This window comes from Flavobacterium qiangtangense (assembly GCF_042658345.1).
Classification (GTDB): Bacteria; Bacteroidota; Bacteroidia; order Flavobacteriales; family Flavobacteriaceae; genus Flavobacterium; species Flavobacterium qiangtangense.
In genome coordinates this window covers 55,121-73,177 of the sequence record NZ_JBHSQB010000006.1, presented here as the reverse complement: position 1 = coordinate 73,177, position 18,057 = coordinate 55,121, and the positions used below count along the sequence as shown (strand labels likewise).

Here is an 18,057-nt window from a genome sequence, read left to right as displayed (position 1 = left end):
GCTTGTCTGGAATAGTTGGTGGTAGATTATGGCAACTTCGTAGGAGTTAGGTTAGGGAATAAATAACTCCAAGGATGGGATCAACAAAACGTTGATCCCATTTCTTATTTCAAGTAGTTTGTTTCTTGACGGTTAAAGTAGCTCCAACGGAAGCTGTGATTACCAAAACAATGGCTACGATTTCATTGAAGACGAGATATTCTTGCAGAAATAAAAAGGCGCAGACAGCTGCCATTGCTGGCTCAAGACTCATAAGAATGCTAAAAGTTTTTGCGGGAATCACTCGCAATGCGTTCATTTCTAAAGTAAAAGGAATGGCGCTGGAAAGTAAAGCGAGAGCAATTCCGAATCCGAATAAACTCGGTGTAAGATTTAAAATTCCTTCGCTGAATATTCCAAACGGTACTACTAAAATTGACGCAACAATCATCCCGACCGAAACCGCTTTGTTTCCATCCATTACTTTTGAGACTTTTCCTCCCAAAACAATATATGCTGCCCAAAAAGCTCCGGCAAGTAGCGCTAAAGATAATCCTAAAAAGTCAACGCTTTCGCCAGTCCAAGGTGCAATTAAGACTATTCCAAAAGTAGCGAGGGCAACCCACAAAAAGTCAAGAATTCGTTTTGATCCAATTACGGCCAGTAACAATGGACCGATGAATTCTAAAGTTACCGCTAAACCAATGGGAATTCTTTCGATTGAAAAATAAAAAACCAAATTCATAGCACCCAGACAAATTCCATAAGGAATTACCAACCGCCATTGAGAATTGGTGATTTTTTTAAAATTAGGTCGGTTTACAAGGAATAATATGATAGCGGAGATTCCGATTCTTAAAGATGCTGTTGCGGGTGCTCCAATTGTTGGGAAGAGACTTTTGGCAATTGCCGCGCCAGATTGAACACTAATGATCGCCAATAAAACTGCCGGAAGCGCGGGTATATTTGAAAGCTTAAATTTCATTTGGGAAAATAATTAACGACAAATTTAGTCAATAAAGCGATTAAGTGTTGAATACAAAAATGACCTCAAAATATTTAAATCGGCTAACGCTGAATTAAGTTGCTTCTTTGGTTAACTATGCAACCGCTTAAAACGATACATTTTTTAGGAAGGCATTTCCAGATTCGTGTAATCGAATATTGACTTTCAATATTAATGAAGTTGAGAAGGCCGACTCTTCGTTCAATAGAATTAACAACCGCAATATTTCCGTGAAATTGAACTTTTCTTTCGAGTTGCTCAATAGAAACGAGTTTTATAATTGCCGTGTAATTTTCATGAAGGTTAATTATTCCTTCAAAGGTTTCTGCAGATTCAGTAGTAAAAGTAGCATTTGGATGTGATAATGATTGGAGCGTATTAAAGTCAATAGCTATCAATGCGTTAGAAAACAAACGTTCTGACTCGTCAAGAATTTTAGCTTTTAGAAGATCCATATTAATTATTTCTTGGTTGAATTTTGGTCAGAAATCTAAATGCTAAGTAACAAAAATAATCGCTTAAAGTTTATAGAATAAAAAAATGTCGAAAAATGCTGGTAAAAACGAATGTTCTTTTTTTAAGAAATAATTACATATCTTTACTTTACCTTAAACACTACCGATGAATCAAAATAAAAAACTTTTTCTTGCACTTGTCGATGATGATCCAGACGAAGAAGATTTTTTTCGAATTGCGCTAGATTTCTTAGGAATTGAGTGTGACTTCAAGTTTTTCTCAAGCGCTCCAGATTTTGTTTCTTATATTGAAACTGCGGAAAATCTTCCGGATATTGTTTTCGTGGATATGAAAATGCCCAAAATTACTGGGCAAGAACTGGTGAGAATGGTGAGGGATAATCCAAAGTTTGATTCTATTCAAGCGGTAATTTACACCGCACACATCAGCGATCGCGAAAAAGAAATCATGATGACGATGGGTACTTTTGAATTTTTTATAAAACCTACAGAGTTCGCCGAATTGACACAAATGCTTCGTGAAATGATCGAAAGAAAAGCCTTGAAATAAATTATTTTTCTACTTTTTTTTCTAAAACTTCAATTTCAGTTTTCTCCTTTTTTATAGATTGTCTCAATAATGCAAAGAGACTCATGTATGCATTTGCCACAAAAACAAGTGCAAATCCTGCTATGAGATAACCTCGCCAATCTTCTAGAAGTAATTTGAATTCAGTTAAAAAGATAAAAAAAAGCGTCACATAATGACTAAAGCAATATTCGCAGGTAAATAAATAAAAAAACTTACGCTTTAAAATTGTTTTTCCATATTGGCTTCTTTTAATGCAAATTTCTCTTGGTTCTCGAAAAACTTCTTCGTGAGTAACCGTCCATGCAATGCAAGCGACTGGAATTGCTAATGTAAAAAGCCAAAAAATTTGAGTGGTACTATCCATTTCTTTGGGGATTTGACTACTAATTTAATCAAATATTTTGTCTTAAAATTCTATTTCATCAAAAAATAAATCCGATGTAAATATTGTATTCCGAAAAAATACATTCTGACTAATAGTTAAAATCGACTAGTGTTTGTTAAGGTTTCCTAAAAGCGAAAACGTTTTCTATTTGAAATTTCTTACCTTTAAGTAAGGCCTTAAATACCATTTCTAGAGGCAAAAACAAACAATATTAATTCAAACAAAATTACAATGAAAAAAGTAAGCCTAATTTTATGTACGGTAATGGCTTTGGCGGCCAGTACAAATTTGAGCGCCCAAGAATTTTATATTCGTGGTGGCGGAGGATATTCTTTAGAATCTGGCGGAACAGAATTCAACAATGCCGACCCAAATGGATTGACAATGATCCAGCAATCGACTGACATTACCGTAAATCCTGATGGAAGTGCAAGAGTAAAATCTTTAAACGGAACACTTGGAAGCGGTTTTAAAGGAAATGTGACTTTTGGTTACATGTTCAATCCTTATATTGGAGCAGAACTTGGTTTTAATTATTTCTCTGGTGACGAAAAAACCATAGGAAAATTAAATAGTCCGTTGATGCAGTCAGAAGCAAAAGCCTATTTGGAAGGTCTAGATATTATGCCGGCCATTTATTTAACACCTGCTTTTAGCAAATTAAATCCTTATGCCAGAATTGGGCTATTGATTCCAGCAGCAGGAAAATTGCATATCGATAGTCAAGCTTATGCGCCAAATGGCGGAGGCGAAGGCGTGGACGTTGGTGTTAGAGCGAGAACTGAAGTTGAGTCGAGATTCAGCGTTGGATTTGCGGGAGCATTGGGTGTAACATATCCAATCGGCCCAAAATTACACGTTTTTGGAGAAGTCGAATTTAAAAATTTGAGTATCAAAAGTAAATCGGCTGAAATCAAGGAATATGAAACAACAGCTTACACGCCAAGCGGAAATGTTCTTGTTCCTGGACAACAACTTGCTGATTTGCCTACAAATGAAACACATTTTCAATTTGAAGATGAATATACAGAAGGAGCTCCAAATGCAAATGAACCAAGAAAAATTCCGACGCAATATGTCAACGCAAGTGGTATTGGTTTCAACATAGGTGTTCGTTATAGCTTCGGGAAATAATGAAAAAGCAACTTTTATATAGTGTACTGTTTATGATTTTCGGATTAATTTCAAGTCATGCACAAACAGTAATTGGTAAATGGAAAACCATCGATGACGAAACCGGAAAACAGAAATCGGTGGTGGAAATTTATGAAAATGACGGCAAGATTTATGGCAAAGTTGTTGAAATTTTTGACAAATCAAAAGAAGGAAAACTTTGTGATGAGTGCGAAGGAGCCAAAAAAGGAAAGCCGATTAAAGGAATGGTAATTCTTGAAGGTTTGAAGAAAAAAGGTTCGAGCTGGGAAGGTGGCACAATTTTGGACCCAAATTCTGGAAAAGTTTATAAATGTATCGTCGCCCTGGAGAGCAAAGACAAGTTAAAAGTCCGAGGTTACGTCGGGTTTTCATTGCTTGGAAGAACTCAATATTGGGAACGTCTGAAGTAATTTCAAATAAAATATTAAAAAGCCTTGGAACACAAATTATTTGTTTCAAGGCTTTTTTTATTTGATATATCCTGATAATGAAGTTGTTATTGTAAATTAATTGTTTAATGTGGGAATTGTGCAACAAATGTGGGAATTGTATAAATCGGACGCGTTTATAATTCCTACTTTTGGAAATTGGCAATTGTAAGTTTTTATAACTACCAAAATTCCCCAGCTTTCCATTTATTATTACTGTTTTTAGACATAATAAATTATCACGGATTTGCATTCCATAAAGAAATATGCTTTAAAATATGATACTGATTGTTGACGATAAAAAGGAAAATATTCTTCCTTTGAAAAAAATATTGGAACTACACTCGCTATCTGTCGATTCTGCTGAATCTGGCGAAGAAGCATTAAAAAAAATCCTCAAGACAAATTATTCTTTGATAATTATGGATGTTCAAATGCCGGGAATGGACGGCTTTGAAGTAGTCGAAACCTTGGCAGGAAGCAATCGAACAAAAGATATTCCAGTAATATTTTTATCAGCGGTTAACAAACAGAAAAAATTTATTTCAAAAGGATATGAATCTGGAGGCGTTGATTACATCACAAAACCGGTTGATTCTGACCTTCTTATTTTAAAGGTAAAAACGTTCCTAAAATTATTTGAGCAAAAGCAAGAATTAAAAAACATTCGAGATATTCTTTCTAAGGAAATTGAAATTAGAAAAGAAGCAGAAGAAAATCTCGAAAGAAAAGTAGCCGAAAGAACGAGCGAACTTTTAGAAAAAAATAAAGAATTAGAATTCAGCAATCACGAGTTGCAGCAATTCACTTGGGTTGTTTCTCACGATTTAAAAGAACCGCTCAGAAAGATTGAAATCTTTACGAAAATAATCAAAGAAAAATACTTGATTGATGAAGAAAAAGCAACTGATTACGCAAACAGAACAATTGGTTCTGCTGGTCGAATGGCAAAATTAATCAATGATTTGATGGATTATTCAAGACTTTCGTCATCTGTTCTTCCAGAAAAAATTAACCTTTCAGACATTGTTCAAGAAGTGCTTTCTGATCTAGAATATTTGATTGACGAAAAGAAAGCAACGATAAAAACAAATAATTTCCCCGAAATCATTGGCGTTCCCACACAACTGCGCCAAGTCTTTCAAAACCTTATCGGAAATGCTTTGAAGTTTTCTAAAACCGATGAACTTCCGGTGATTGAAATTACTTCAGAAATTATTGAAACCAAAGATTTTGAAAGCAAAGCAAATTCAAATGGAAATTTCTGCAGAATCGAAGTAAAAGATAACGGAATTGGTTTTGACGAAAAATACCTTGACAAAATTTTTGTCATTTTCCAAAGTTTAAATGATCGCGCAGCTTACGAAGGAACCGGAATTGGCCTGGCGATCGCCAAAAAAATCATAGAAAAACACAACGGACTTATTACTGCAGAAAGCCAAATCGGAATTGGTTCTAGCTTTATAATCGTCTTACCCATAAAAAAATAAACCAACGAATACCTTATGAACGGTAACTTTAAAAGAAATCTCATTATTAGTTCTGGACTGTCAATGTTAATTTTGATCGTCAGTTCGACAGCGTCGTATTTGAGCATCAGCAGTTTGATCAGCAGTAATCGCTGGGTAAATCATACGCAAGAAATTATTTACAATTTAAACCAATCAAATAGCGTAATTATTGAGGCGCAAACCAGCATGCGTGGTTTTTTGATTACCGGAAAAAAAGATTTTTTAAACAGATATGACGATGCAGAAGATCGAGTTGACGCGCATTTTGAACAAATTGAGCTATTAAGTCGTGATAATCAAAAACAACAGCAAAATTTAAAGGAACTGCAAAAGTTCAATGCAGAATTTTTTCAATACCTAGACCAAGTTATTGCCGATAAGATGAACGGAAAAATCTTTTTGGCCGATGATCTTGAAGGTGGCAGAAAAATAATGGCCGAAATTCGTCAAGTTTTAAATAGGATGGAAGCGGAAGAACAAGCTTTGCTGAAAGAACGAATTTCAACTTCAGAAAGTTATGGACTTTATAGTTCCATTTTAATAATTATTGCCGCGTTATTGGCGCTTTCGATCAGTGGTATTTTCTTCGTAAGAATTCTTAGGGATTACAGCCAGCGATTGAAATTACAGCAAGATCTTGAAAGAAGCGAGCTTGAAACGAAGGAAAGAATCAATGTAATTAGCAATGTTGCGGGTCAGGTTTCACAAGGAAATTATGAAGTGAGAGTTGACGATAGCCAAAGCGATGCGCTTGGTAGCGTTGCTTTTTCGTTAAACAATATGGCACTTTCACTCGAAACGTCTTTCAAAACGCTTTCTGATAAAGAATGGCTTCAAACGGGAATCGCGGAACTCAATAACGTGATGCTTAGCGAAAAAACTTTGGAACAATTGAGCAAAGATGTAGTAGAATTTATTGCTACTTACACAAATTCAAATGCTGCCGCTTTGTATATTGTTGAAGGCGGAGAATTGCTTTTTTCTGCAGGTTTCAGTTACATTCCTTCGAACGAAAGGGCGGTTTTTAAATTTGGTGAAGGATTAGTTGGGCAAGCGGCTTCTTCCGAAAAAATGATGAAGATGAAGTCGTTGGAAAGTGATGATATAAAAATCACATATGCTTTGGGCGAAGTAAAACCGTCAAGCATTGTTGCGATTCCTTTAATTGACGGAAAAGTTTCAGGAGTTGCAGAATTGGCTTCGGTAAAAAAATATTCAGAACGCGATTTTGAGTTTTTAAAAGCGGCTTCAAAAAATATCGGAATTGCTATCAAAACAGCCCAAAATAAAAAACGAATCCAAGAATTATTAGAAGAAACGCAGTCGCAATCTGAAGAATTGAAAGCGCAACATAGTGAACTTGAAGGAATGAATGCGGAGCTTGAAACGCAAACCGAAAAACTTCAGGCTTCAGAAGAAGAATTGCGCGTGCAACAAGAAGAATTGCAACAAACCAATGAAGAATTAGCGGAAAGAAGTGTTTTATTGGAAGAAAAAAATACTGAAATCCAAAAGAAATCAGAAGATTTAGAACTTACAACTCGTTATAAATCAGAGTTCTTGGCAAATATGTCACATGAACTGCGTACACCGTTAAATTCAATTTTGCTTTTAAGCAGATTGCTTTCTGAAAATAACGATGAAAACATGACGCACGAGCAAATTGAGTTTGCAAAAGTGATTCAAAGTTCAGGAAATGGATTGCTCGGATTGATCGACGAAATTCTTGATTTGTCAAAAATCGAAGCTGGAAAAATGGAACTGGAGCTTATCGATGTTTCGACAAAAGAAATCACCGACGGACTTAAAGATTTATTTAGCGAAGTCGCAAAAGAAAAAAATATCGATTTTATAATTGAGGCTGAAAATGCTCCGTTTGTTATCAAAACCGATAAAATGCGTTTGGAACAAATTCTGAAAAACTTGATTTCAAATGCCATCAAATTTACTTCAAAAGGTTCTGTCACACTTCAGCTTGAAAAAGATCCGACGGATGAAAAACAGATTTTATTTGCCGTAAAAGACACTGGAATTGGGATTCCGAGAGAAAAACAATACAATATTTTTGAAGCTTTTCAACAAGCTGACGGTTCTACAAAGCGAAAATATGGAGGTACTGGCCTCGGACTTTCAATCAGTCGAGAATTGGCAAAATTGCTTAAAGGAGAAATCACGCTTCAAAGTGTGGCCGATGAAGGAAGTACATTTACGTTAAAAATTCCAATTATTGGCTCGTCAATCGGGTTAAATGCTGAATTTAATGAGCCTTTTTCTGAAAAGCCGGTTGAGGTTATCAAGGCAAAACCTCTTGAAGAAAAATACATCAGCAATTTGATTCCGGAAGATGTTCCAGATGATCGAGAAAATATTTCAAATGGCGATCGCACGATTTTGATTGTGGAAGACGATACCAATTTTGCCAAGTCACTTTTAGAATTTACGCGCCAGCGAGGTTACAAAGGAATCATTACGGTTCGTGGTGATCAGGCGTTAAATCTGGCTTTGGTGTACAAACCGGTCGGCGTTTTGTTAGATATTCAGCTTCCGATAAAAAGCGGTTGGGAAGTTATCGAAGAATTAAAAGCAAATTCTCAGACAAAACACATTCCGGTTCACATGATGTCTTCGCATAAAATGAAGCAGGAAAGTTTGCTGAAAGGTGCCATAAATTTCTTAGACAAACCGGTTGCTTTTGAACAGATGCCAGAAATTTTTAGAAGAATTGAGCATATTATCAACCGCGAATCTCAAAAAGTTTTGATCGTAGAAGATAATCCAAAACATGCAAAAGCGCTGGCTTATTTCTTAGAAACCTATAATATCAATTCTGAAATCAGAAGCCACGTTGACGATGGCGTCGATGCGCTGAAAAAATCTGAAGTGGATTGCGTGATTCTTGATATGGGAATTCCGGCGAAACAAGCGTATGAAATCTTAGAAAGCGTAAAGAAAAATCCAGGATTGGAAAATCTTCCGATAATTGTTTTTACAGGAAAAAGTCTTTCGATGCAAGAGGAATTGAAAATCAAAAAATATGCAGATTCTATCGTAATTAAAACGGCTCATTCGTATCAAAGAATGTTAGATGAGGTTTCGCTTTTCCTTCATTTGGTAGAAGAAAATAAAAAAGAAAACTCAGAAAAAAGCAGTTTTAAGAAGCAAAACTTAATGAGCAATGTTTTAAAAGATAAAACTGTTTTGATTGTTGATGACGATGTTAGAAATATTTTTTCATTGACTAAAGCTTTGGAAGTCTTAAAGATGAACGTTGTTACCGCTATTGACGGGCAAGAAGCGCTAAAAGTTTTAGAAACACATCCCGAAATTGACGTAGTTTTGCTCGATATGATGATGCCAAATATGGACGGATATGAAACAGCGACTCGAATTAGAGAAAACAAAAACTGGAAAAATCTTCCAGTAATTGCCGTGACAGCAAAAGCCATGACCGGCGATCGCGAAAAATGCATTAACGCCGGAGCTTCTGATTATATTACAAAACCTGTTGACGTTGACCAGCTTCTTTCGCTATTGCGAGTTTGGCTGTATGACAAAGTTTAATCATCAATATAAATTTGCACTATGAAAAAAAAGAAAATTCTCATTATTGATGATGATCCAAGAAATATTTTTGCTCTTTCGGCAACATTGCGCGCCAAGTCATTCGACTGTTTGTCATGCACGAGCGCTGAAGAAGCGATACAACTTTTAAAAACAGACGAGCCAATTGACGCTGTTTTAATCGATATGATGATGCCAGAAATGGACGGTTATGAAGCAATTCCTTTGATAAAAAAAATAGAATCAAGAGTTGAGGTTCCGGTAATTTCGGTTACTGCGCAAGCAATGGTTGGCGATCGCGAAAAATGTATTTCTGCAGGAGCAGACGATTATATTTCTAAGCCAATCGATGTTGATAAATTACTGCAAGTTTTAAGCAAAATTCAATAAGTTTTATGATAGATGATCGCCAACTTGAGATATTAATCAATGATGTTTTTGAATATCAAGGATTCGATTTCAGCGGTTACTCCCGAGCATCGCTCAAACGTCGCGTGGACAGAATTTACCAGCTCGACGGATTTAAAAATTTTTATGATTTTCTAAGTAAGGCAAAATCCGATACCAATTATTTTAAAAGAATGGTGGAAGAAATTACCGTAAATGTCACCGAAATGTTTCGGGATCCGCATTTTTACAAAATTCTTCGGGACGAAATTATACCACAATTAGCAACAAAACCGTTCATCAGAATCTGGCACGCCGGATGTTCTTCTGGAGAGGAAGTTTTTTCAATGGCAATTTTATTGAAGGAAGCCAATTTACTTCAAAAGTCGCTGATTTATGCCACAGACATCAACCCGATTGTGCTTGATACTGCAAAAAAGGGAATTTTTCCACTTCGAATGATGAAACAATATTCTGAAAATTATATTGAATCTGGCGGAAAACTGGACTTTTCAGAATATTATATTGCAAATTATGGCTACGCAAAATTTGGCGACGACCTGTTAGCAAAAATGGTTTATTCACAGCATAACTTGGTGTCAGACAGTTCTTTTAATGAATTTGATTTGATCCTTTGCAGAAACGTAATGATTTATTTTGACAAAGATTTGCAGGAACGCGCTTTGAATTTATTCGACGATAGTTTGGCAAAATTGGGATATTTGGCTTTGGGAACGAAAGAGACAATCAAATTTTCGACGATCCAAAAAAGATATGTTCAACTAAACAAAGACAAAATATGGAAGAAAATGCAATAGTTTCGAAATATAAAGTTGTTATTGTTGGAGGTTCTGCAGGAAGTTTGGAAGTTTTATTGCAGATCATTCCGAATCTGCAGGTTTTGAATGACTTTGCCTTGGTAATTGTTTTGCACAGAAAAAATGGCGATGATACAACTTTAGAGGAATTATTTTCGCTAAAAACCACGATTCCAGTAAGAGAAGTGGAAGATAAAACGCCTCTGGTTTCAGGAAATATTTACATCGCGCCAGCGGATTACCATCTGCTTTTTGAAAAATCTGGAGTGCTGTCTTTAGACATTTCCGAAAAAATAAATTACAGTCGTCCAAGTATCGACGTTTCTTTTGAATCTGTTGCAGAAGCTTATGAAAAAGAGGTTCTTGCAATCTTGTTAAGTGGCGCAAATGCTGACGGAACTGATGGTTTAAAAATAATCAAACAGTTTGGTGGAACGGTCATTATTCAAAATCCCAAGAGTGCCGCAATGCCGTTTATGCCACAAAATGCGATTTCAAATCTGGAACCTGACGCAGTTCTGAACGTTGAAGAAATTGCAACATTATTTTCAAAAATTAATTCTTGATCAAAATCAAATTACGCAACTTTTAATGCGAAATATATAATTGATTTTTAGGATTTTGGCTTTAAATTTAGACGTAACTTAAAACGTAAAGTCATGAAAAATCCAGACCAAATAAATCCAAAAGATATAAAAAAGACAGATAATCCAAAATCGATTCCTGGAGAAGATGTGGGATATGAAATGGCGAAATCTCAAAAAGACATTTCGCAACCCGGAAATCACGAAGGAAGCAAGGAATTAATCGAAAAATATAATGTGAATGATCAAGCGCATTCAAATAGTAGCAAAGAAGATTTCATAAAAACGACATCCAATTTTCATCACAAAGATGAAAGTGAAAAATAAACAGAAAACCATCCAATAACGGATGGTTTTTTTATGCAATTGCCACAGTTTTTACTTTAGAAAAAGTCTTTTGGATCAAAATATTCAATCGCGATTTATAATCTTCAGTAAGCCAATCGCGATAGCTTTTCGTGGATTTTTCAATAAATTTCACATATTCTTTCACGCGCCAGTCAATTTCGGAATCTAAGTTTTCTGCCAAATTTAAAGCCTCAGAAATTGTTTCTGCATTTTCAATACACATGAAAGCGTGCTGGCGAATGGATTGCTGAATGACTGTTTTTGGTTTCTCATCGTTTTCTAAAACTTCTTTAAATTTGGCTTCAATATCAAACGAAAGTTCTAAAGTGTTTGGGAATTTATTTCTTAAATCTAAAGAAATAGCGTGAGTTTGTGACGATTCACCATTCGAACCATAATTCAGTTGTTGGGCAAATTCTTCGGGTTTTTCAAAAACATATTTCCAGTCAATCGGATTTTCCCATTCGCCAAAACGTTCGGTATTATTTCCCAAATCGATAATTGAAAAAGTCTTTTTATTAGGCAGTTTTCGTGAACCTCGGCCAATCATTTGATGGTATAAAGTCAACGAAGTTGTCGCCCGATTTAAAATCACAGTTTGTACCGAAGGCTCGTCGAAACCAGTTGTCAAAATTGAAACTGACGTCAAAATCGCTCCTTTTGTTTTCTTAAACCATTGCAAAATTTCCTTTCTTTCAACCGAAGAATTTTTGTTGTCAAGATGTTTTACAGAATATCCGGATTCTTCAAAAAAATCCTTTACTTTTTTTGAAGTATCGATCCCGTTATTGAAAATCAGCGTCTTTTTTCCTTTGGAATTCGCTTCGTAAGTTTCCTTCAAAAGTTCCAACATTGCCGGTGAAGAGTACAAAGCATTAGAAGAACTTACGGTATAATCGCCGTGGATTCCGGTTTGTAAACTATTCAATTCGACTTTTTTCGTAATCGTTTTTGGCTTTGCCAGAAATCCTTGGTCAATCAAAGAAATAATATTGTCACTGACCAATAGTTCATCATAATTTTTATACATCGGAAGCGAAATATCTGAACTAAACGGCGTCGCTGTTACTCCGATTACAAAGGCATTTTTGAAATTTTCAAGAAGCTTTCGAAATGAATTGTGATGCGCTTCGTCAATAATTACCAGTCCTATATCTGACGTCGAAATTTTGTTTTCTTTGATTCGATTTTTTAGTGTTTCCACCATCGCGACGTAACAGGCGTACTGATTTTTTGCAGCCAAACGTTTTAAATCACTATCAATAATTTTATTCGGAACTCCCGCTTTTTTAAGTGTATTCGAAGTCTGTTTTGAAAGCTCAGAACGGTGTGTCAAAACGATAACTTTTGTGTTATATCGTTCAATAAATTGACGCGTAATTTCGGAGAAAACCACTGTTTTTCCGCCACCTGTCGGAAGCTGATATAGCAACCGATATCCTGGAGAATGTTTGGTAATAGAGTCCAAAATACGGTTTATATCTCTCTGTTGGTAAGGATATAATTTCTTGATTTCTTTCTCAATAGCGATTTCTTGAAGCATAATTTTGCCCGAAATAATGGTGTATTTCTAAAAGCTAAATTAAGTTCAAATCGACTAGTTCGTGTTATATAATTTGGTTAAAAAATTACAGTGAAAGTGTTTATCTCGTCAATTTATGTTTAATTCACGCTCTTAAAAAAAGCAGGCGCATTTCCATAAATTGGCGTTTTTCCGTCCCATTTTTCTATGAACTGTTGTTGGATTAAAAGCGCATTTAACGACATTTTTCTGAGTTCATTTGCCTTGGCTTCTGATTCTGCAAGAACAATTAATTTTCTGGCTTCCGCTTGAGCGATTTTCAACTCATTTTCCACGCGCATTGCTTGTTGAACTGCGGCGTTTTTTGCGTTGATTGCCTGCGTAATCGTTTCCGGATATTGAATTCCGCTTGTCATTTGTTCCAAATTAAAACCTTCTTTGTCAAGAAGCGTTCCCATGTTTGATTGAATTGCAAACTCAAATTTCTCCCGATTGCTGATAATGCTATCGGTCGTATATTTATTAAATTCAATTCGAAAGGCATCTTTTATATAATTAAAAAGCGTTGTTTCTGTAATTTCCGTAATATCTTTTCTATATTTCTTAAAAATAACTGGACTAAATCCGTCTTTTACCTTGAAAGAAAGCGTTGGGTCAACAGTAAAAACGGAGCCATCTTTAGCGTTAACAGTGAATGCTGTGTAATTTATCGTTTGAACATAAGTTGGAAATTCATACACATTTTCAGTAAACGGATTGTACCAAACGCGTCCCGTGACCAAACTCACGTCTTGAACTCCTTTTTCGCTTCCGTATAATTTGACCAAAATTCCTTCATAACCTGCGTCAATTCTCTCATTACAAGAGACAAAAGCGATTGAAGTGAAGATAAAAAATAAGACTGCGGTAACAATTAAAGTAATTCTGTTTTTCATTTATTTGGGTTTTAAGTGTTTAAATTAAAGTCGGTATTTTCGTTTTACCAAAGCAAAAAGAAAAGAAATTGTGGCAAAAGTAATTCCCATGATCAAGAATCCAAAGAAAACAGAAGTGTCTGATGGAGCGCTAATTAAGTCGAATGCAAAGGTCAAAATCCAAGCGGTGGCCAAGATAAAAATGGGAATGGAGGCAATTAATAAAAACTTTTTCATATCAATTCCGTTTTGGGCAAGATACTAAAATTTTTGAGTTTTTAAAAAGTTATTTTATAGCTAAAATCTTATTATTCTAATGCTCTCGGATTTTCCAAATCAATAGTTTCGCCTTCCGTTTTTGCGATGACAATTGTAGCAACTCCGTTTCCAATAAAATTGGTGATTGCTCTGGCTTCGCTCATAAATTTGTCAACGCCAAGCAAGAAAGCCAAACCTTCTAAAGGAATTTTGTGAATGGCTGTCAAAGTCGAAGCCAAGACGATAAATCCGCTTCCGGTAACGCCTGCAGCGCCTTTTGAAGTAATCATCAAAAGCCCGATAACCGTGACAATTTCCCCAAAAGTAAGATGAACATTATACAATTGTGCCAAGAAAATTATCGCCATGGAAAGATAAATCGAAGTGCCGTCGAGATTGAAAGAATATCCGGTTGGAACCACCAAACCAACGACTGATTTACTGCAACCAATTCGCTCTAATTTGTCCATCAAACTTGGCAACGCGGGTTCAGAAGAAGATGTTCCCAAGACAATCAAAAGTTCTGCTTTCATGTATTTGATAAAACTCCAAATCTTGATTTTATAATAGCGCAGAATGCTTCCGAGAATCGCAAAGACAAAAATAAACATCGTGATATATACCGTAATCATTAGCTTTCCGAGCGGAATTAAAGTTTCTAAGCCAAATTTCCCAACGGTGTAAGCCATTCCTCCAAAAGCGCCGAGTGGCGCCAAATACATCACGAATTTTAAAGCTTTGAAAACAATTTTAGAACATTTGTATAAAAATGAAACGACTATTTCTCGCTTAGAATAATAGTTCAAAAGGATCCCGAAGATGATTGCGGCGAGTAAAACCTGCAACGTCAAATTAGCCATAAAAAATTCCAACCAATTAAATTCGGTCTTCGGATCGTTTGTGAACTGGCTCGCATCTTGAATATTTAGTCCCGATTTATCAATTTTTCCGGGTTGGATCACGTAAGCAACGATAACGCCGATGGCCAAAGCAAAAGTGGTCACGACCTCAAAATACAATAATGATTTGATTCCGATTCTCCCGACTTTTTTTAAATCGCCCATTCCGGCAATTCCCAAAACGATGGTCAAAAAGATAATTGGGGCAATGAAAACTTTGACAATGTCAATAAAAGTATCGCCCACAATTTTCATTTTCACGCCAGTTTCTGGATTGTAATGTCCCAAAAGAACGCCAACAATAATGGCAATCAAAACCCAAAAAGTAAGATTGGTTACAACTTTTAAGAAAATACTATTGTTGAAGGAATTTGGGTTTTCGGTTTTCATATCAAATAATTTGTCCGCCAATGTAAAACCTTAAATTGAGTTTTAACTCACATATACAATTTTTTTACCGCAGATTCGCAGATTTTTTTTGTTTTATTGGCCAAAGATTAAAAAGATTAGAATGATTTTCCGTGAAAATTCAAGAAAAAATTCTTTTGAATTCTTTTAATCTGTGGCAAAAAAAAATCTGCGGTGAACTATTTTGCAATCTTTCCCAAAATTTCTTTACTAGCAAATTGAAATCCTGCCGAACCAGACGAATATTGCTGTTCTAAAATTACTTGAAGCTCTGGATAAATCCAATCTTGTAATTTTCCAAACTGAAACAAAGCCCGCATCGCATAAGCTTTTGTTGCGACCTTTTTATCTGTAATTAGCCAGTCAAAACAAGCTTCGATCATTAATTCTAAATGATTTTCAGCGAGAAAAATTTCTTTGGATTTCAATTTTTTCATATGATAATTGGCAGAAAAAAGACAAATTTTTGACAAGGAACGGAGCGCACTTTCATTAGAATAGGAGGAAAGTGTTTCGCAAAAAATATCCAAATAGGGCGAAAGCCAATCGATATGTTTTTCAAAAATAAGTTCTGAAATCCAGCAAGCTTTGTGATGGTTTTTATCTTTTGTTTCTAATAAAATTTTCATCAAATCAGAAAGCAATTCTGGATTTTTTATTACAAAATTTGCATTAAAATCTCGGCTCGGACGATGTGCCGTGCTGTTTTGGACGTTTTTATATAAGATTTCGTTCATAATAAAGAACGAAAATTACAAATTAAAACAAATAATTAAAAGATAGATTTCCATAATAATTTACCGGAAGCCCTGGATAATAAAATCTTGGTGTTGCATTTCCGAAAGCTGTTGCGTTGACCAAAACCATCGAAGCATAATTTTCATCAGTCACATTGTTAATTCCGGCGGAAATATGCGACGTGAAATTTTCAAAAATTTGAAAGCGATAACCGGTTTTTAAATTCAATAATCGATACGCATCCGAATAAACTGAATTCGCATCATTCAACGGAATTTCATCTACAAATTGATAATCTGCTGAAAAATAAAATCCGAAATCTGTGTTTAAAGAAATTCCGGCATTCACTTTATTGGCGGGAACTCCGGTTAATTTATTTCCTGAAAAATTATTTTCTCGGTCGATAAATTCCTTGAATTCATATTTCCCTATGGAGGCTGTCGCAAACGGATTTAAAGAGAAAGTTTTGTTTAAAACCAAATTGTAATTGGCAGAAAGTTCGATTCCTTGGTGTAAAGTTTTACCAGCGTTGATGCCCACATATTGGTCGTCGCCAACTCTTTGGGCCACCAACAAATCACTAATTTGCATTCGATAAGCGGAAATTTCCGTATAAAGATTTCGGTTGAAAAAATAAAATTTCCCTCCAATTTCAAAGTTATATCCGCTTTCAGGTTTGATGTTTGGATTAATTGTTCCGTTTTCTGTCAATGTTTCTTCAATACTCGGAAGCGAAAAACCTCGGCTTGCCGAAATATAAATGGTCTGAAAATTATTAGGCTTGAACAAAAAAGAAACTTGTGGCGACCAAATCGCGTCGTAACTGTAACTTTCTGAAGAAGCATTTTCGCTCGGAAAAATATTATCCAACTGAAATTTCGTTTTATTAAAATTCAATCCGGCTTGAAACTCAAATTTCTTTGAAAGTAAAATTCTCAGTTGCGCAAAAGCGTTGTAAAAATCACGGTCTTGGTTGGTTTCTGTGAGTTTGTTTCCTTCTAAACTTCCGTTGCCGTTATTTTTTTCGTATAAATTTTCGATAGTTCTTCCTACGAAATCATCTCTAAAATATTCCAATCCGGCATTCCATAACGTTTTCATTTTTCCGATAGAGAAATTTCCCGAAAACTGCGTTCTTGCGCCAGAAGCAAACGTGTATTGGCGCAAAATATCAAACGGACGCGGTTCATTATTGTCTTTGTAATTGACAAAAATTGAAGTGGAATTTGAGATGTTTTCCGAGATTTTAAAGTCATAAGCCAAGCCTGCCAAAACCGATTTATATTCCTTGAAACCTTTAGAAGCCACCCATGTCGGAGCGCCCGCCTTCGGATTATTTTCAAAAGTTTCCTTGTTTGTGGAGCTTGGAATATAGGCTTTCAAATAAGTGTAATTGCTGAAATAGGTCAGTTTGCTGTTTTTCTTTCGAAATAACTCTCCAGCCAAAGTAATTCCTTCTCGATTGTACGCAGAATTTTCACGCCAGCCGTCAGTTTCTAATTTGTGATAGCTCAAATTTAAGCTTCCATTTTTGGTGTCTAAGCCATACGAAATTGTATTTTTCATTAATCCGTAAGAGCCGTGAGTCGTGCTGATAGATGAGGAATTTCCAGCAGTTTTTGGAGATATCAAAATCGCTCCGCCAAGTCCAGCGCCGTAAATACTGGAAAGCGGACCTTTAATAATTTCAATCTGATTGATATTTTCTAAATCTATGTCTTCAATTGTGGTTTCGCTGTTGCCTGACGTCAGCGGAATGCTTCCATAAAAAGCACGGATTTTATTGGTTCCATAAGGCGTTCGCGCGCCAATTCCTCTTATGGAAATTCTATTTGTAGTAATATTTGCCGATTGCATATAAACACCAGCGATTCGGTTCATTGCAATGGAAATATCCGTGGAATTATTGGCTTGTAACTCTTTTTTGGATAAAATTCCGATGGAAGCCGGAGCGTTTTGCAAGCTGTCGTTGATGTGAAAAGAACTGATTAAAACTTCGTTTAGATTTCTTCTTTTTTGGATGGAATCGGTTTGTGCTGAAACTTTTAAGGCGAATAAAAGTATAAATAATAGGTAGATTTTTTTCATTTTGAAACTAATTGTACGCGA

At 35.5% G+C, this 18,057-nt stretch carries 18 protein-coding genes; 9 read left to right on the top strand and 9 right to left on the bottom strand.

The window, feature by feature from the left end:
• Positions 1 to 109: 109 nt before the first annotated feature.
• Positions 110 to 964 carry an EamA family transporter gene (locus ACFPVY_RS07715; protein WP_379791387.1) on the bottom strand — a complete coding sequence of 285 codons (855 nt, stop codon included), beginning with the start codon at positions 962 to 964 and terminating at the stop codon, positions 110 to 112.
• Positions 965 to 1,047: 83 nt separating this feature from the next.
• A complete protein-coding gene (locus tag ACFPVY_RS07710) occupies positions 1,048 to 1,440 on the bottom strand; it encodes a hypothetical protein (RefSeq protein ID WP_379791386.1) in 393 nt (130 codons plus the stop codon).
• Positions 1,441 to 1,606: 166 nt separating this feature from the next.
• Between ACFPVY_RS07710 and ACFPVY_RS07705 the strand changes: the two genes are divergently transcribed.
• Positions 1,607 to 2,011 carry a response regulator gene (locus ACFPVY_RS07705; protein WP_379791385.1) on the top strand — a complete coding sequence of 135 codons (405 nt, stop codon included), beginning with the start codon at positions 1,607 to 1,609 and terminating at the stop codon, positions 2,009 to 2,011.
• Between the two features lies 1 nt (position 2,012).
• Here ACFPVY_RS07705 and ACFPVY_RS07700 read toward each other — a convergent pair whose 3' ends face one another.
• Positions 2,013 to 2,396 (bottom strand): MFS transporter, encoded by a 384-nt coding sequence (locus ACFPVY_RS07700; protein WP_379791384.1) that lies wholly within the window; start codon positions 2,394 to 2,396, stop codon positions 2,013 to 2,015.
• Positions 2,397 to 2,648: 252 nt separating this feature from the next.
• Here ACFPVY_RS07700 and ACFPVY_RS07695 point away from each other — a divergent pair, with 252 nt between their 5' ends.
• From ACFPVY_RS07695 to ACFPVY_RS07660, 8 genes are all read left to right on the top strand, one after another.
• Positions 2,649 to 3,551: an outer membrane beta-barrel protein gene (locus ACFPVY_RS07695; RefSeq protein WP_379791383.1), complete on the top strand. Its 903-nt coding sequence runs from the start codon at positions 2,649 to 2,651 to the stop codon at positions 3,549 to 3,551.
• Complete coding sequence (locus tag ACFPVY_RS07690; protein WP_379791382.1) at positions 3,551 to 3,982, top strand: DUF2147 domain-containing protein; 432 nt, start codon at positions 3,551 to 3,553, stop codon at positions 3,980 to 3,982. The genes ACFPVY_RS07695 and ACFPVY_RS07690 overlap by 1 nt, the downstream gene beginning before the upstream one ends.
• Before the next feature lie 296 nt (positions 3,983 to 4,278).
• Positions 4,279 to 5,490, top strand: a complete 1,212-nt coding sequence (locus ACFPVY_RS07685) for a hybrid sensor histidine kinase/response regulator (RefSeq protein ID WP_379791381.1) — start codon at positions 4,279 to 4,281, stop codon at positions 5,488 to 5,490.
• Positions 5,491 to 5,505: 15 nt separating this feature from the next.
• Positions 5,506 to 9,072: a response regulator gene (locus ACFPVY_RS07680; RefSeq protein WP_379791380.1), complete on the top strand. Its 3,567-nt coding sequence runs from the start codon at positions 5,506 to 5,508 to the stop codon at positions 9,070 to 9,072.
• A 21-nt stretch (positions 9,073 to 9,093) separates the two neighbouring features.
• On the top strand, positions 9,094 to 9,462 hold the full coding sequence (locus ACFPVY_RS07675) for a response regulator (protein WP_379791379.1): 369 nt from the start codon (positions 9,094 to 9,096) through the stop codon (positions 9,460 to 9,462).
• A 5-nt stretch (positions 9,463 to 9,467) separates the two neighbouring features.
• The gene (locus ACFPVY_RS07670; RefSeq protein WP_379791378.1) at positions 9,468 to 10,277 is read left to right on the top strand and encodes a CheR family methyltransferase; all 810 of its coding nucleotides are present in this window, start codon (positions 9,468 to 9,470) and stop codon (positions 10,275 to 10,277) included.
• Positions 10,259 to 10,843 (top strand): chemotaxis protein CheB, encoded by a 585-nt coding sequence (locus tag ACFPVY_RS07665; RefSeq protein WP_379791377.1) that lies wholly within the window; start codon positions 10,259 to 10,261, stop codon positions 10,841 to 10,843. Before ACFPVY_RS07670 ends, ACFPVY_RS07665 begins: the two co-directional genes overlap by 19 nt.
• Positions 10,844 to 10,936: 93 nt before the next feature.
• Complete coding sequence (locus tag ACFPVY_RS07660; protein WP_379791376.1) at positions 10,937 to 11,188, top strand: hypothetical protein; 252 nt, start codon at positions 10,937 to 10,939, stop codon at positions 11,186 to 11,188.
• A 31-nt stretch (positions 11,189 to 11,219) separates the two neighbouring features.
• Here the strand turns inward: ACFPVY_RS07660 and ACFPVY_RS07655 are convergent, their stop codons facing one another.
• From ACFPVY_RS07655 to ACFPVY_RS07630, 6 genes are all read right to left on the bottom strand, one after another.
• Entirely contained in the window at positions 11,220 to 12,752 is a 1,533-nt protein-coding gene (locus ACFPVY_RS07655) for a DEAD/DEAH box helicase (protein WP_379791375.1), read from the bottom strand.
• Between the two features lie 119 nt (positions 12,753 to 12,871).
• A complete protein-coding gene (locus tag ACFPVY_RS07650) occupies positions 12,872 to 13,666 on the bottom strand; it encodes an SPFH domain-containing protein (protein ID WP_379791374.1) in 795 nt (264 codons plus the stop codon).
• Between the two features lie 24 nt (positions 13,667 to 13,690).
• A complete protein-coding gene (locus ACFPVY_RS07645; RefSeq protein WP_379791373.1) occupies positions 13,691 to 13,882 on the bottom strand; it encodes a hypothetical protein in 192 nt (63 codons plus the stop codon).
• Between the two features lie 71 nt (positions 13,883 to 13,953).
• Positions 13,954 to 15,192, bottom strand: a complete 1,239-nt coding sequence (locus ACFPVY_RS07640) for a cation:dicarboxylate symporter family transporter (RefSeq protein WP_379791372.1) — start codon at positions 15,190 to 15,192, stop codon at positions 13,954 to 13,956.
• Between the two features lie 197 nt (positions 15,193 to 15,389).
• On the bottom strand, positions 15,390 to 15,947 hold the full coding sequence (locus ACFPVY_RS07635; RefSeq protein ID WP_379791371.1) for a hypothetical protein: 558 nt from the start codon (positions 15,945 to 15,947) through the stop codon (positions 15,390 to 15,392).
• 22 nt (positions 15,948 to 15,969) lie between these two features.
• Positions 15,970 to 18,036 carry a TonB-dependent receptor gene (locus ACFPVY_RS07630; RefSeq protein WP_379791370.1) on the bottom strand — a complete coding sequence of 689 codons (2,067 nt, stop codon included), beginning with the start codon at positions 18,034 to 18,036 and terminating at the stop codon, positions 15,970 to 15,972.
• Positions 18,037 to 18,057 lie beyond the last annotated feature (21 nt).

Bases quoted from the DNA above. Each gene is read 5' to 3' on its own strand.
- ACFPVY_RS07715 (WP_379791387.1), bottom strand. From the start codon at position 964: ATGAAATTTAAGCTTTCAAATATACCCGCGCTTCCGGCAGTTTTATTG.
- ACFPVY_RS07710 (WP_379791386.1), bottom strand. From the start codon at position 1,440: ATGGATCTTCTAAAAGCTAAAATTCTTGACGAGTCAGAACGTTTGTTT.
- ACFPVY_RS07705 (WP_379791385.1), top strand. From the start codon at position 1,607: ATGAATCAAAATAAAAAACTTTTTCTTGCACTTGTCGATGATGATCCA.
- ACFPVY_RS07700 (WP_379791384.1), bottom strand. From the start codon at position 2,396: ATGGATAGTACCACTCAAATTTTTTGGCTTTTTACATTAGCAATTCCA.
- ACFPVY_RS07695 (WP_379791383.1), top strand. From the start codon at position 2,649: ATGAAAAAAGTAAGCCTAATTTTATGTACGGTAATGGCTTTGGCGGCC.
- ACFPVY_RS07690 (WP_379791382.1), top strand. From the start codon at position 3,551: ATGAAAAAGCAACTTTTATATAGTGTACTGTTTATGATTTTCGGATTA.
- ACFPVY_RS07685 (WP_379791381.1), top strand. From the start codon at position 4,279: ATGATACTGATTGTTGACGATAAAAAGGAAAATATTCTTCCTTTGAAA.
- ACFPVY_RS07680 (WP_379791380.1), top strand. From the start codon at position 5,506: ATGAACGGTAACTTTAAAAGAAATCTCATTATTAGTTCTGGACTGTCA.
- ACFPVY_RS07675 (WP_379791379.1), top strand. From the start codon at position 9,094: ATGAAAAAAAAGAAAATTCTCATTATTGATGATGATCCAAGAAATATT.
- ACFPVY_RS07670 (WP_379791378.1), top strand. From the start codon at position 9,468: ATGATAGATGATCGCCAACTTGAGATATTAATCAATGATGTTTTTGAA.
- ACFPVY_RS07665 (WP_379791377.1), top strand. From the start codon at position 10,259: ATGGAAGAAAATGCAATAGTTTCGAAATATAAAGTTGTTATTGTTGGA.
- ACFPVY_RS07660 (WP_379791376.1), top strand. From the start codon at position 10,937: ATGAAAAATCCAGACCAAATAAATCCAAAAGATATAAAAAAGACAGAT.
- ACFPVY_RS07655 (WP_379791375.1), bottom strand. From the start codon at position 12,752: ATGCTTCAAGAAATCGCTATTGAGAAAGAAATCAAGAAATTATATCCT.
- ACFPVY_RS07650 (WP_379791374.1), bottom strand. From the start codon at position 13,666: ATGAAAAACAGAATTACTTTAATTGTTACCGCAGTCTTATTTTTTATC.
- ACFPVY_RS07645 (WP_379791373.1), bottom strand. From the start codon at position 13,882: ATGAAAAAGTTTTTATTAATTGCCTCCATTCCCATTTTTATCTTGGCC.
- ACFPVY_RS07640 (WP_379791372.1), bottom strand. From the start codon at position 15,192: ATGAAAACCGAAAACCCAAATTCCTTCAACAATAGTATTTTCTTAAAA.
- ACFPVY_RS07635 (WP_379791371.1), bottom strand. From the start codon at position 15,947: ATGAACGAAATCTTATATAAAAACGTCCAAAACAGCACGGCACATCGT.
- ACFPVY_RS07630 (WP_379791370.1), bottom strand. From the start codon at position 18,036: ATGAAAAAAATCTACCTATTATTTATACTTTTATTCGCCTTAAAAGTT.